This is a genomic window from Micromonospora sp. WMMD1155, from assembly GCF_029581275.1.
GTDB lineage: Bacteria > Actinomycetota > Actinomycetes > Mycobacteriales > Micromonosporaceae > Micromonospora.
Genome location: NZ_CP120742.1, coordinates 3,397,707 through 3,411,568, shown reverse-complemented (window position 1 = coordinate 3,411,568; position 13,862 = coordinate 3,397,707). Strand labels below are relative to the sequence as shown.

Annotated in this window: 11 protein-coding genes; 2 read left to right on the top strand and 9 right to left on the bottom strand. The window is 71.2% G+C overall.

Annotated elements, in window-relative coordinates; all coding sequences use genetic code 11:
• Together O7617_RS15600 and O7617_RS15595 are read right to left on the bottom strand one after the other, a co-directional pair.
• The gene (locus tag O7617_RS15600) at positions 1-1,200 is read right to left on the bottom strand and encodes a substrate-binding domain-containing protein (RefSeq protein ID WP_282264399.1); all 1,200 of its coding nucleotides are present in this window, start codon (positions 1,198-1,200) and stop codon (positions 1-3) included.
• 449 nt (positions 1,201-1,649) lie between these two features.
• A complete protein-coding gene (locus tag O7617_RS15595) occupies positions 1,650-2,768 on the bottom strand; it encodes a glycerophosphodiester phosphodiesterase (RefSeq protein WP_282264397.1) in 1,119 nt (372 codons plus the stop codon).
• A gap of 140 nt (positions 2,769-2,908) precedes the next feature.
• Here O7617_RS15595 and O7617_RS15590 point away from each other — a divergent pair, with 140 nt between their 5' ends.
• Both O7617_RS15590 and O7617_RS15585 read left to right on the top strand, forming a co-directional pair.
• Entirely contained in the window at positions 2,909-4,243 is a 1,335-nt protein-coding gene (locus O7617_RS15590) for a potassium transporter TrkG (protein WP_282264396.1), read from the top strand.
• Between the two features lie 17 nt (positions 4,244-4,260).
• Positions 4,261-4,929, top strand: coding sequence for a TrkA family potassium uptake protein (locus tag O7617_RS15585; RefSeq protein ID WP_282264394.1), 669 nt, complete (start codon positions 4,261-4,263; stop codon positions 4,927-4,929).
• Between the two features lie 38 nt (positions 4,930-4,967).
• Here O7617_RS15585 and O7617_RS15580 read toward each other — a convergent pair whose 3' ends face one another.
• The 7 genes from O7617_RS15580 to O7617_RS15550 all read right to left on the bottom strand — a co-directional run bounded on the left by O7617_RS15580 (position 4,968) and on the right by O7617_RS15550 (position 13,664).
• Complete coding sequence (locus O7617_RS15580) at positions 4,968-6,611, bottom strand: serine/threonine-protein kinase (RefSeq protein ID WP_282264393.1); 1,644 nt, start codon at positions 6,609-6,611, stop codon at positions 4,968-4,970.
• Positions 6,612-6,682: 71 nt separating this feature from the next.
• A complete protein-coding gene (locus tag O7617_RS15575; RefSeq protein ID WP_282264392.1) occupies positions 6,683-8,245 on the bottom strand; it encodes a fused MFS/spermidine synthase in 1,563 nt (520 codons plus the stop codon).
• A gap of 36 nt (positions 8,246-8,281) precedes the next feature.
• Positions 8,282-9,256, bottom strand: coding sequence for a hypothetical protein (locus tag O7617_RS15570; protein ID WP_282264750.1), 975 nt, complete (start codon positions 9,254-9,256; stop codon positions 8,282-8,284).
• A 227-nt stretch (positions 9,257-9,483) separates the two neighbouring features.
• Positions 9,484-10,293 (bottom strand): inositol monophosphatase, encoded by an 810-nt coding sequence (locus O7617_RS15565; RefSeq protein WP_282264391.1) that lies wholly within the window; start codon positions 10,291-10,293, stop codon positions 9,484-9,486.
• Positions 10,286-10,738, bottom strand: coding sequence for a response regulator (locus tag O7617_RS15560; RefSeq protein WP_282264390.1), 453 nt, complete (start codon positions 10,736-10,738; stop codon positions 10,286-10,288). Before O7617_RS15560 ends, O7617_RS15565 begins: the two co-directional genes overlap by 8 nt.
• On the bottom strand, positions 10,735-12,468 hold the full coding sequence (locus tag O7617_RS15555; protein WP_282264389.1) for a sensor histidine kinase: 1,734 nt from the start codon (positions 12,466-12,468) through the stop codon (positions 10,735-10,737). Before O7617_RS15555 ends, O7617_RS15560 begins: the two co-directional genes overlap by 4 nt.
• Positions 12,465-13,664, bottom strand: coding sequence for a fused response regulator/phosphatase (locus O7617_RS15550; RefSeq protein WP_282264388.1), 1,200 nt, complete (start codon positions 13,662-13,664; stop codon positions 12,465-12,467). The genes O7617_RS15555 and O7617_RS15550 overlap by 4 nt, the downstream gene beginning before the upstream one ends.
• Positions 13,665-13,862 lie beyond the last annotated feature (198 nt).

Sequence of the window (13,862 nt, the reverse complement as noted above, 5' to 3'; positions counted from 1 at the left end):
TCAGCCCTTCATGGCCACGGCCGGTGGCGCGGTCTCGTCACCGGTGAGGCTCTTCTGCGCGGTGGCCGTGAACTCGGTGCCGCTGCCGGTCAGCTTGGCCTGGAACATCGGCTGGAGCAGCGCGTGGTCGGCGGCCCGGATGGTCATCTTGCCCTTGACCCCGTCGAAGCTCCAGCCCTCCAGAGCGGTGACCATCTTGTCGACGTCGTCCCCGCCCTCCTGTGCCGCCCGCACCACCATCTGGGCGGCCGCGAAGCCGTCCGGGTGGAACAGGTCGATGGTGTTGACCTTCGCCTTGAGCGCCTTGCTGGCCTCGGTGTCGCTGGCACCGTCGAAGTAGTGCGACAGGAAGGAGATCTTGGTGCCGGCGGCCCCGAAGGTCGGCCAGGAGGCACGGATGTCCAGGCCGGTGACGACCGTGGTGGACGCGAGCACGCCCTGCTGGTCGAGGGTCTGCCACATCGCCGGGGCGGTGGTGCCCGCCCAGGCCACGAAGAGCAGGTCGGGCTTGGCGGCCTTGATCTGGCTGGCGAACGGGGTGAACTCGGTGGCGCTCGCCGGGGCCCGGACACTGCTCACGGTGGCTCCCGCCCCGCCGATGACGGCCTTGACGGCCGCCTCGTTGGCGTCACCGAACGCGCCGTCCTGCGCGAAGACCACCACCTTCTTGCCGGTCGGATCGCCGATGAACGACTTGGCGGTCACCACGTCCTGGTAGGACTGTCGACCGGAACGGAACGTGTACTTGTTCGCGCCGGTCACCGCGTCGGTGGCGGCCGGCCCACTGATGAACAGGACCTTGTTCTGCGCCGCGATCGGCGCGACCTGCAACGCGACGCCGGAGGCGGTGGAACCGGCGATGATCTTCGTGCCCTTGCCGATCAGGTCCTTCGCGGCGGAGACCGCCTTGGCCGGGTCACCCGCGTCGTCGACCTCGGTCAACTCGATCTTCCGGTCGCCGACCTTGCCGGTGCCCTTCGTGGCGAAGTCGAGCCCGGCCTTGAACCCCTCGATGTACTGCTTTCCGTAGCTGGCCAGGGCACCCGACTGGGAGTACACCAAGCCGACCTTGACCGGCGCGGCGCTGTCGCCGCCGCCGGTGGCGGTGTCCTGCGGGCTACCACAGGCCGTGGCGGCCAGCGCCGCGGCCATCATCGTGGCGGCGGACAGGAACGCCCGCCGCGTGTGCCGGACCGTCATCGCGACTCCAGGTGAGGACAGGATGCTGTGTTGTCGGCTCACGCTAGAAGTGACGTCACCCACGGGCTATGTGGCGGAAACACACAAGTAACGGGAATGAGGTGGCCGGAGGTTACAACGGGCCACCCGCCCACCGGAGAGCAATCGGCGCTGATGGCCCGAATCACCACGGACCGCACTCGACGTGTGTCTCCTCGCGCCATCCGCCGCTCAGCCGTTCGATGATCGACTCCACCTCGACGAGGTGGTGCCATCCCGAGCGGCGGACACCCCCACATCGCCGACCAGGAGTCGATCACCCCGCCACGCATTCGGGGCAGGGCACTGCGGCGAGGGCAGGGCGGGCACAGAGCCGGCCCGTCGTCCGGGTGGCGGACGACGGGCCGGCGGGTGGGCCGGGCGTGATCGGCCCAGCGGTCGGCTCGGAGCGGATCAGCTCCGGGCCGGGGTCAGGAGACGAGGCCGGCGCGGGCGGCGACGGCGGTGTCCGGGTGGTCGCTGAAGACGCCGTCCAGGCCCAGGCCGAGGAAGAGTTCGTACTCGGCGGTGATGTCGCCGCGAGCGTTGGGATCGGTGCCGATCCGGAAGTCCACGGGGAGGAACTGGTTCTCCGCGCGGAACGTCCAGGAGTGCACGAGCAGCCGCTCGCGGTGCGCGTCGCGTACCACGTTGGTGGGGGCGAGCAGGTTGCCGGCCGCGTCCCGGGGCACCAGTAGGTTCTTGTTCGCGCCGATGCCGTCGGCGTACCCGGCGATCCACTTCAACCCGGCCGGCGTGACGAGGTCCTGGTAGCCACGGGTGTCACCGGCGACGGTGAAGTCGTACGGGCGGCCGGTGGCGTCGAGTAGCTGCACCAGCTTCACGTCGGTGAGCCGGCTCAGTCGACGCAGGTTCGCCGTCTCGAACGACTGGATGAACACCGGCGAGTTCTTTCGGTCCAGCTTGTTCTGCCGCAGCACCTTCAGCAGCGGCTCCTCCAACGGCTTGCCGATCGACGTGAAGTAGGTCGGGTGCTTGGTCTCCGGGTAGATGCCGATGGTGCGGCCCCGTGCCCGCCCCTCGGTCCGGGCCAGGTCGATGACCTCCTGGAGGGTCGGCACCTCGAAGCGGCCGTCGAAGGCGGTGTTCGCCACCCGTACCTGCGGCAGTCGTTCCTTGGCTCGCAGCGTCTTCAGCTCGGCCAGGGTGAAGTCCTCGGTGAACCAGCCGGTCACGGCGACACCGTCGATGGTCTTGGTCGCCTTGCGGGCCGCGAATTCCGGGTGGGTCGACACGTCGGTGGTGCCGGAGATCTCGTTCTCGTGCCGGGCGACCAGGATGCCGTCGGCTGTCGACACCAGGTCCGGCTCGATGTAGTCGGCGCCCATCCGGATCGCCAGCCGGTACGCCTCCAGGGTGTGCTCCGGCCGGTAGCCGCTGGCGCCTCGGTGACCGATCACGATCGGACGGTCGGTCGCCCGGGTGCGGTCCGCTTCGGTCGAGGGCTCGGCGGCAGCCATCGTGGGCACGGCCACGGCGGCGGCGAGCAGCACGCCGGCCACGCCGAGGGTCGAGAGGGTACGTCGCAACGCCGTCTCCTGTCATCGGGGGTTGCCCGTCAGCAGACCGCCCGTGATTGGCCGGGAGTTTGTCGGCGACTGGCCGGGAGGTGAATCTCCGGAATGGGCGTTCCCGCTCCGGCGTTCGCCCGGAAAAGGAAGATTGTCTGGTGCGCTGGTTCTTCCGCAACCCCGTGCGGCTGGTGCCGCTGGGGTTCCTGGTGCCGATCCTGCTGGGCACCGGGCTGTTGATGGCGCGCTGGGCAACGGTCGATCACCAACGCCCACCCCTGGTCACCGCGTTGTTCACCGCCACCTCCGCGGTGTCGGTGACCGGAATGGCGATCAACGACACCCCCAACTACTGGTCAGGTGCGGGGCTGGTGGTGATCACCCTGCTCACCCAGCTCGGCGGTCTCGGCATCCTCACCGCGGCGGCGCTGGTCATCCTGGCGGTCTCGCGCCAACTGGGCCTGCGCAACCGCCTGCTGGTGCAGGCCGAGACGGCGGAGTTCGGGATCGCCGACGTGGCCCGCCTGCTGCGTCGGATCGCGGTGACCGTCTTCGCCTGCGAGGCGGTGATGACCGCGCTGGTCGCCGGCCGGCTCTGGTGGGCGTACGACTACCGGCCGGGCCGGGCCCTCTGGTCGGGGGTGTTCCACACCGTCCAGGCGTTCAACAACTGTGGATTCGCGCTCTACAGCGACGGTCTGCTGGCCTTCTCCCGCGATCCGTGGGTGTCGCTGCCGCTGGCGTTCGGTGGAATCGTCGGCGGGCTCGGGTTTCCCGCCCTGTTCGAGGCCGTCCGCGAGTGGCGGAGGCCGGCGGGGTGGGTGGTGGCCACGAAGTTGACCATCTGGGGCAGCCTCGTCCTGCTGCTGCTGGGCTTCGCCGGACTGCTCGCCGCCGAGTGGACCAACGCCAACACCATCGGCTCGTACGACGCCGCAGGCAAGACGCTCGCGTCGTTCACCCAGATCGCGTTGAGCCGCACCGGCGGGTTCAGCGTGCTGAACATCGCCGAACTCCAGGAGGAGACCTATCCGCTGCTGATCGTGCTGATGTTCATCGGCGGCGGCAGCGCCAGCACGGCCGGGGGCATCAAGGTGTCCACGTTCTTCCTGCTCGGGTTCACCATCTGGGCGGAGTTGCGCGGCGAGCCGGACGTCACGGTCGGGCAACGCCGGGTGGCGACCGCCAGCCAGCGGCAGGCCGTCACGGTGGCCCTGCTCAGCGTCGCGCTGGTCACGGCCGGGACCATGCTCCTGCTGCTGCTCACCGAGGGCGTGCGGTTCGTCGCGGCCCTGTTCGAGGTCACCTCCGCGTTCAGCACCACCGGGCTCACCGTCGGTCTGGCCGGCGAGCTGCCGACCAGCGGGCAACTGGTGCTCACCGTGCTGATGTTCATCGGCCGGGTCGGGCCGCTCACCCTGGGGTCGGCGATCGCCCTGAACACCCGACGCAGGCTCTACCGCTACCCCCAGGAACAACCAATTGTCGGCTAGAGGCGAGGAGGGTCGAGGTGTCCGCGAGACGATCGGACGGCGGCGGCATCGTGGTGATCGGGTTGGGCCGTTTCGGCTGCCACCTGGCCGCGTCGCTCAGCCGGATGGACCGCGAGGTGCTGGCCGTCGACCGCAACCCGGAGCAGGTACAACGCTTCTCCGACCAGCTCGACCGGGTGGTTCAGGCCGACTCGACCGAGGACGGGGCGCTCCGTCAGCTCGGCGTCGCCAGCTTCGGCCGGGCGGTGGTGGCCATCGGGGCGTCGGTGGAGGCGAGCGTCCTCACCGTGCTGGCGTTGGTCGAGTTGGGTGTGCCGCAGATCTGGGCGCGGGCCACCTCGCAGAAACACGCCAAGATCCTGTCGTCGGTGGGCGCACACCACGTGATCTTTCCGGAGGCGGAGACCGGCGACCGGGTGGCGCACCTGATCGTCAGCCGGTTGCTGGACTTCGTCGAGTTCGACGACGACTTCGCGATCGCCACCGTCCGGGTTCCGGAGTCGTTCGTCGGGCGCACCCTGCTCGACCTGCGCCCGGAGGAGCGTTCCGGGGTACGCGTGATCGGCGCGAAGGTGCCCGGTGAGCGTTTCCGGTACGCCTCGGACGACACGGCCCTCACCGAGGGTGGGGTGCTGATCGTGGAGGGCGGGATCGACCAGGTGCAGCGGTTCGCGGGGCGACGCTGACAGTCACCTCTTCGGCCCGCCGTGCTTCTCGGGGCCCTTCACCCTTTTCCCGGACCACCCGGCCCCTTGCCCTCGGCGGGCTTCGCCGGTGCCTTCGCCACCTTCGGCGGCTTCGCCTTCTGGGCGGCTCCGCCGCCGGAGCCGCTGGGTGTCGTCGCCTTCTTCGGCGGGGCCTTCTTCGTGGTGGCGGCCGTGCTCGCCGGTGCGGTGGACGGCACGCTGCCGGCCACCCCGGAGACGCGTACGCCGCAGGTCACGTCGCCGAGCCGGAACTCCACCGGCAGCGGGTTCGCCCCGCTGTACGTCCCGGACAGGGTGAGCTTCTCGGCCGCGCCGGGCGCGAGGGTGGTGCGCTGTGCAGCGGGTCGGATCAGCACCTTGCTGCCCTGCTGCTGCACCGACGTCGGCTCCGCCTTCGTCACGGTCTGCTGACCGGGGAAGGTGAAGTTCATCGTCCAGTCCCGCAGCTCCTGCTTGCCGCTGTTGGTCAGGGTCAGCTCGGCGGCGAAGTCCTTGCCGGTATCGGCCCGCAGCGCGTACGTCACGTCGCAGGTCGGTGCCTGCGGCAGACCCATCCGGGCCTCGGTGGTCGGCCGGTCTTCGCCGCTGGCCGGGCTGCGCGAGGTGAATCCCCACATCGCACCGGTGACCGCGATCAGGCCGACGGCGGCCACCCCGGCCTCCACCCGCCGGCGACGCCGGTCCGTCCGCCGGCTCCGGTTACGGGTACGCGACAGCGGCAACGCGTCGGTCGCCGCGGACCAGGGCAGGATCGTGGTGCCCGCATTGGCCAGCGCGGCCGGGTCCAGTGGCCCGCCGGCCGGGGAGACCGCGACCGCGGCGAGCATCCCGGCCGCCTCGGCGAGGGTCCGGGCCAGCTCGGCGGTCACCGGGCGGTCACCGGGCCGCTTGGCCAGGCAGCGCCGCACCAGATCGGCGACCTCGTCGGGCAGGCCGGGCGCCGGCGGCATCGGGTCCGGGTCGTTGTACATGTGCGCCCGCAGCATCTGCGTGGTCGTGGTGGCCTGCCAGGGCAACCGGCCGACGAGCATCCGGTAGAGCAGCAGCCCGACGGCGTACACGTCGGTGGCCGGGGAGACCTGGCCGTTGTCCAGCCGCTCCGGAGCGAGGTACGCGGGGGTGCCGAGCAGTGCGCCGTCCGGCCCCTTCTCACTCTCCCCCACCAGCGCCGAGATGCCGAAGTCGACGACCTTCACACCGGTCGAGGTGAGCATCACGTTGCCCGGGGTGACATCGCGGTGCACCACACCACGCGCGTGTGCGGTGGCCAGCGCCGAGCTGACCTCGGCGCCGATCGTCACCGCCTCCCGCCACGGCAGGCGTCCCTCCCGGCCCAGCCGGCTGGCCAGCGAGGTGCCGTCGACCAACTCCATCACCACGTACGGCACGGTCAGGCCGACCTGCTCGGACTCGCCGTAGTCGTACACGTTGGTGATGTTGGGGTGGCAGAGCCGGGCGGCGGCCTGCGCCTCCACCCGGATGCGATGCCGGAACGCCCGGTCGCTGGCCAGCCGGGAGGCCAGCACCTTCACCGCGACCTGGCGGCCCAACACCTCGTCGTAGCCCCGCCAGACCACCGACATGCCACCCGCGCCCAGTTGCTCGACGAGCCGGTACCGCTCATCGAGGAGTTGCGCGTTGTTCCGGTCCCCACCGCCCATGGTGGCCGTTGTTGCCCAGGTCGGGCGCTCCTACACCTCAAGGATCGGAATCGGTCGGGAAAGTCACCCGATCAGGCGGTCGCCAGCAGTTGGTCCACCGGGGCGTAGTCGTCGGTCAACACCAGCGCCGAGCCGACGAACTCCGTCAGCTCCGCACCGGAGAGCAGGCTGACCTTGGGGTCCACCTCGTTCAGCCGGGCGCGGACGGCGTCCAGCGGCAGCGGCACGTCCGAGCCGACGATGAGGAAGTTGGAACCCCGCTGCTCCGCGAGCGCCTCCGGCGGCGCGATCAACGCGACGTGCCGGAACTCGGCGGCCACCGTGGCCAACTCGGCACGGATGAACCGCAGCGGCGGGTAGTCGATGACGTTCTGCACGTACACGCCGCCGGGGCGGGTCACCCGCCGGACCTCGGCCGCCATCTCCCGGGTGGCCAGGTGCCAGGGCACCACCAGGTGACCGAACGCGTCCCCGACGACCAGGTCACGGCTGTCCGTCGGCTCGCCGGCGACGAGCATCCGGGCGTCACCGACGACCGCCCGCAGCTCCGGCCCCGTGCGTACGCCCAACTCCTGCTCACCCAACTCGACCAGGCCGCCGTCGATCTCGAACACCAGGTTGTCGGTGCCCGGCCGGGTGGCGGTCAGGTAGCCCGGGACGGTGAACCCGCCGCCGCCCAGGTGCAGCGCGTCCAGGCGCTTCCCGGCCGGTGCGGCGACGTCGGCGACCGCGCCGATCCACTTCGTGTACGCGTACTCCAGGTGCTTCGGGTCGGCGAGGTCCACGTACGAGTGCTGGGCCGAGTTGAGCAGCAGCGTCCGCCCGGTGGGCCGGTCCGGGTCGGACACGACGCGGGCGCAGTGGTACGCGGTCTCGATGTCGCACGGGTTCGGTGCCACGGTGGTCAGCCCCGCCCCGACCAGGCCGAGAACCGCCAACGCGGCCCGGGTCCGGGCCGGGCCGGGCAGTTCGGTGGGCTCCTGCCGGCGCAGGTACCAGCCGAGACCGATACCGACCAGCCCGAGCGCGAGGGCGAGGGTCAGCAGGATGACGGTGCTGCGCAGCGCGGCGACCAGCACGAAGCCGGTGAGCAGGGTGGCGGTGATGCCGCCCAGGGTGCCGATCCCGGAGAGTCGACCGACCACCTGGCCGGTACGACGCAGGTCGGCGAGTTGGAGCTTCACGACCAGCGGGGTGACGGCGGCCAGCAGCGCGGCCGGGACGAACACCGCCAACGCCACCAACAGCAGGATGCCGCTGGCCGCGCCGCCGCGCAGCACCTCACCGGCGTAACGGACCACCGGCAGGGTGATCGCGGTGGCGATGCCGGCCAGCACCAGCGCCGGTGCCAGCAGGCCACGCGGGTTACGTCGGTCGGCGAGCCAACCGCCGGACCACGCCCCGTACGCGATGGCGGCCAGCGCGATGCCGATCACCGAGCTGGTCACCTGGAGGGTCACCCCGACGTACGGGCCGACCAGGCGCAGCGCGACGGTCTCCAGCACCAGCACGGCACCGCTGGAGAAGAAGACCAGGAAGGCGGCCAGGCCGTTGGGCAACGCCCGGCCGGTGACCGCAACGGGCGAGGTCGGGGACGCCGGCGGGGCCGTTACGTCGGACGGTGGGGAGCTCATCGTCGCGATGGTACGCAGCGAAGCTGGCGCTTCGGGTCAGTACATCGAGAGATGAACATGGTTCGTGTGGGATGCGGCGGGACTGCCGCTGCCGCTGTAGGCGCGCCAACCGGTGCCGGGATGCCAGATCTGCCGGTACCAGATCACGTAGAGCACCCCGAGTCGTTCGGCGTTGCGCACGTGCCAGGCGGCCAGGCTGTCCCCGTACGCCTTGTCGCCGCCGGTCGCGTTCTTGTCCTCGAAACCGTTGGTGGCGGCCGAGAAGTCGCAGGCCCGACCCTTGGGGTGCTCGCCGCCGCCACCGCTGCGCTTGCAGGAGACGTGCCGCTTGTAGCCGGCGGCCTGGGTCTCCTTCAGCGCGTGCAGCGTGCGCGGGGTGATGCATCCGGAGGTGGTCGGGTCCTTCACCGAGCACGACTCCGACGGCCAGGACCCGTCGGAGTTGCGCGGCGCCGGTTTCGCCGAGGTGGAGCTGCCGCCGCTGAAGCCGTTGCTGCCACCCGAGCTGACCTCGGCGAGGGCCGCCTCGGCCTCCTTCTTCTTCTTCGCCATCACGGCGAGCTGCTTCTGCTGCTCGCGGACCTCGGCGTCGATGGCGAGCTTGGCCTGCTGCGCCTGCTCCTTGGCCTCGACGAGGTCACGCAGCCGCTTGCTGTCGCGCTGGGCCATCAGGTCGAGGTCGCTCACGCGTTCCAGGAACGCCTGCGGCGTGGTGGTGTTGAGCAACATCGTCGCCGGGGTGAGCCGACCGAGCCGGTACGACTGCGCGGCCACCTCGCCCACCTGGGCGGTCAGCCCGACCAGCCGACCCTCGACCGCGGTCAGCTCCCCGGCCAGCGCCGTCTGGCGACGCTTGGAGTTGTCCAGTTTGGCCTTCGCCTCGATGTGCCCCTTGGCGGTCAGCTCCAACGCGTCCTGGAGCTTCTTGCTGCCACCCTCGCCGGGCTCCGCGTACGCGGGCACGGCGGAACCGCCGAGCACCAGCGCGACGGTGGCGAGCAGAGCGAACAGGGTGCGGCGACCGAGCCGCGGGCGAAGCCTGGTCCTGGGCACGAAAGCGTCCTTCCGTCGACCGCCGGTGAACCAACTGCGGCGGCGTCCCCGCCGGCCCCGGTCGGCGGCCTGCTGGCGGAGACCGCCGGTCACGATACCGGACGATGACCTGCTGACCAGCCCCCCGACCTCCGGGCCGCCCAGATGTCGACAGAGCGTCTCGGCACCGTCGCGCAGGGCGCGGATCAGCTGTCGAGCAGGGCTTCGCGGACCTCGGCCCAGACCTGCTCGTTGGCGGCGACGAGGAGACCGCGGCCGTCGTCGGCCGGGTGGTAGTCGACACCGTCGAACCGGCGGGCGACGCCACCGGCCGCGCGGACCAGCAGGGTGCCCGGCGCATGATCCCATGGCAGGGTCCGCCAGAAGAGGACGAACTGCTGCTCTCCGGTGAGGATGTCCAGGTACTCCCGGCCGGCGCAGTGTTGGCCGGGCAGCAGCTCGCCGAGGCGCCGGCCGCCGGCGCGCACCCGGTCCCGGGTCTCCAGGGGCAGGAACCGGGTCATCGCCGCCCCGCGCAGCTCGCCGAGCGGCGGGGTCGAGGCGCTGCCGTCGACCGGTCGGCCGTTGAGCAGGGTGCCGTCGTCGGCCGTGCCGACGGCGAGGGTGTCGGCGAGCGGGTCGAGGATCCAGCCGGCGGCCGGTCGCCCGTCGGTCAGCAGCGACACCATCAGGGCGAACGGCCGACGGCCCGCGGCGAAGTTGGCGGTGCCGTCGACGGGGTCGACCAACCAGACGTCCCCGCCGTCGCGCAGGTGCCGCAGCAGCCCCGGGTCGTCGGCGACGCCCTCCTCGCCGACCACCAGCGAGCCCGGCCGCAGCCGACGCAGACCGGCCGAGAGCAACTCCTCGGCCCGGCGGTCGGCGACGGTCACCACCTCACCGGGCGCCTTCTCCGACACGTCCTCGTCGTCGAGCTTGCGGAACAGGGGCAGCACGACCTGGTCGGCGGCCTCCCGGAGGAGGTCGCCGACGTCGTCGAGCAGGGTGTCAGCCACGCGGCGGCAGCTTGACCACGCTGACGAAGAACTCGTCGATCTGACGGACCACCGAGATGAATCGCTCGAAGTCCACCGGCTTGGTCACGTAGGCGTTGGCGTGCAGTTGGTAGCTGCGCAGGATGTCCTCGTCGGCCTGCGAGGTGGTGAGCACCACCACCGGGATCCGACGCAGCTGCTCGTCCTTCTTGATCTCTTCCAGCACCTCCCGGCCGTCGCGGCGGGGCAGGTTGAGGTCGAGCAGGATCAGGTCGGGCGCGACCGCGTCCGCGTACTGGCCCTCCCGGCGCAGGTAGGCGAGCGCCTCGGCGCCGTCGGAGACGACGGTCAGGCGGTTGCGCAGCTTGTGCTCCTCGAACGCCTCCTGGGTCATCAACACGTCACCCGGGTCGTCCTCGACGAGCAGGACCTCGATCGGGCTCTTGCCATCCGCCGGCGCGGTCATCCCACCGTCTCCCTCATGTCACCCGTTCTACCGCTTCCCGGCGGCTCGTCGGCCCGGTCCGGCCGGTCCGACCCGTCGGACTGCTCGGCCGGCGCTGCCGAAGCGTCGTCCGAGGGCGTCGTGTCGTCCGCCGTCGACGCCGTCGACTGCTCCGGCGACTCGACGGCGGCAGCCGCCTCCACGTCCGCCGGAAGGGCCGGCAGCGTGAAGCGGATCGCGGTGCCCTCGGGTACGTCGGTGTCCACCCAGACCCGGCCGCCGTGGTACTCGACGATCTTCTTGACGATGGCCAACCCGATGCCGGTGCCCGGGTACGCGTCCTTCGAGTGCAGGCGCTGGAAGATCACGAAGATCTTGTCGGCGAACTCCGGCTCGATCCCGATGCCGTTGTCCTCGCAGCTGATCTCCCACTCCGCGCCCACCAGGCGGGCCGAGACGTGCACCTTGCACGGCACGTCGGCGCGGCGGAACTTGATCGAGTTGCTGACCAGGTTGGCCAGCAGGTTGGTGAGCAGCGGTTCCTCACCCGAGATCACCGGCAGGTCGGTCCAGGTCAGCTCGGCGTCGGCGTACTGCCGGGCGGCCTCGGTCTGACCGGCCACGTCGCCCATCACCTTGTTCAGGTCGACCTCGACGAAGCCGGTGGTGAGCCGCCCGATCCGGGAGAACGCGAGCAGGTCGTTGATCAGGCGCTGCATGCGCTGGGCACCGTCCACCGCGAACGCGATGTACTGGTCGGCCCGCTCGTCCAACTGCCCGGCGTAGCGGCGTTGCAGCAGTTGGCAGAAGCTGGCGACCTTGCGCAGCGGCTCCTGCAGGTCGTGCGAGGCCACGTACGCGAACTGCTCCAGGTCACGGTTGGACCGGGTCAGCTCCTCGGCCTGCTTCTGCAGCTGGCTGTTGACCCACTCGATGCGCTCGCGGGCACCCCGCACCTCGGCCAGGTCCGCGGCGATCTTCTGACGCATCGCGTCCACGTCGTCACCGAGCCGGACGAACTCCGGGGGGCCGACGGTGGCGATGCGGTGCTGGTAGTCGCCCTCGGCGACCTCGCGCACCTGGTCGGCCAGGCCGGTCAGCGGCCGGACCACCATCCGGTCCAGCGAGATCAGCAGCACCGCGCCGGCCACGACCACCACCAGGGCGGCGACGATGAGCAGGACGACGAGCACGTTGCTGCTGGTCCGTACGGCGGTGGCGGTCTGCTCCCGGGCGGCCAGGATCTCCTCCTGGAGGTCGTTCACCGCGGCGCGCACCTCGTCGAACTGCTGCCGGGCGCCCTCGGTGATCAACGCCTGCCCGGCGCTCGTACCGCTCTGCTCGGTGGTGCTGATCACCGGCTCCGCCACCGACTGCCGCCACTGCGAGCTGCGCTCCTCGACGGTCCGCAACTCCCGCCCGATCTGCGGATAGTCGTTGAGCAGCACCCGCATCGAGGAGACGATGTCCGCCTCCCGGGCCAGCCCCTCCCGATAGGGGCTCAGGTCGGCCGGATCACCGCTGACCGCGTACCCGCGGATCCCGGTCTCCTGGTCGAGCAACGCGTTGAGTAGTTCCTGCGACTGCACCCGCAGCGGACCGGTCTGGTTCAGGACGGCGTCGATCTGGGTGCGGTTGCGCGCCGCCACCGCCGCCTCCGCGGCGGCCAGGCCGATCAGCAGCACACCCACGACGGCGAGCAGGGTGACGACCCGGCGGCGCAGACTCCAGCCGCCGACCACCGGCTTCACCGGCCACCGCCCCGGCTGACCAGCAGCATCGCCACGTCGTCGGCGAGCGGGCCACCGTTGAGCCGCTCGGCTCGACCGACCAGCCAGGCCGGCAGCTCGGTCAGCGACACCTCGCGGTTGGCCGGCTCGTCGAGCAACCCGCTCAGACCCGGCACGTCGAGGCGTTCGTTGCCCTCGCCCACCCGCCCCTCGATGAGGCCGTCGGTGTACATCAGCAGGGACCAGTCATCGGTGTCGAACTCCAGGTCGTAGGCGATCGGCCGGCGGGGTCGTACGCCCAGCAGCAGGCCACCGGGCGCGGGCACCGGAGCGACCCGACCGCCCGACAGCAGCAGCGGCGGCGGGTGCCCGGCGAGCCGGACGGTGGCGCGGTTGGCGTCCAGGTCCAGTCGGGTGGTGGCCACCGTCGCGAAGATCTCCTGTAGCCGGCGCTCGCTCATCAGCACCTGCTCCAGCGCGGGCAGCACCTCGTCGTCCGGCACCCCGGCGAGCACCAGCGCCCGCCAGGCCACCCGAAGCTCGACGCCGAGCGCGGCCTCGTCGACCCCGTGCCCGCAGACGTCGCCGACGATCAGGTCGAGGCGGTCCGGGCGGGTCTGCACCACGTCGAAGAAGTCCCCGCCGATCAGCGCGGCGTGCCGGCCGGGCCGGTAGAAGGTGTGCACCGCCACCTGGTCGGTCGTCATCAGCGGCTGCGGCAGCAGGCCGCGTTCGAGGCGGGCCGACTCGGCCTGGCGCAACTCGACCTCGCGCAGCCGGCGGGCGTTCACGTCGGCGCGCTTACGCTCCACGGCGTAGCGCAGTGCCCGGGTCAGCAACACCCCGTCGACCTGACCCTTGACCAGGTAGTCCTGTGCGCCCTCGGCGACCGCCACGACGCCGAGGTGCTCGTCCGAGCGACCGGTCAGCACGCACACCGCGGCCCCGCTGGACATCTCCAGCACCTGACGCAGCCCGTCCAGCCCCTGCGCGTCGGGCAGGCCCAGGTCGAGCAGGACACAGTCGACGTCGGTGATCCGCTGCCGCGCCTCGCTCAGACTGGTGGCGACCAGCAGGTCGATCATCGAGTTGGTCTCGGCGAGCAGCTCACCGACCAGGAAGGCGTCGCCCTCGTCGTCCTCCACCAGCAGCACCCGCAACCGCTCACCGGGTGGCAGGTTGGCGTGCCGCGCCAGACCGCCGTGCGGGTACGGCACGACGGGGGAACCGGTCAGACCGGGTCCCCGGGTCGGCCGGGTCACCGCCGCGAGGCGCGGGAGTTCGCTGGTGATGTCGGGCTCCTTCCGAGTGCCCTGCTGATCCTGTATTAGACAACGGTCGCACACAACACGACGCCTCCGGCGCGGGCGGGCAGGGGGATGGACCGCGTCACTGCCCACCGAGCGACAAACCGG

Bases quoted from the DNA above. Each gene is read 5' to 3' on its own strand.
- O7617_RS15600 (WP_282264399.1), bottom strand. From the start codon at position 1,200: ATGACGGTCCGGCACACGCGGCGGGCGTTCCTGTCCGCCGCCACGATG.
- O7617_RS15580 (WP_282264393.1), bottom strand. From the start codon at position 6,611: ATGGGCGGTGGGGACCGGAACAACGCGCAACTCCTCGATGAGCGGTAC.
- O7617_RS15575 (WP_282264392.1), bottom strand. From the start codon at position 8,245: ATGAGCTCCCCACCGTCCGACGTAACGGCCCCGCCGGCGTCCCCGACC.
- O7617_RS15560 (WP_282264390.1), bottom strand. From the start codon at position 10,738: ATGACCGCGCCGGCGGATGGCAAGAGCCCGATCGAGGTCCTGCTCGTC.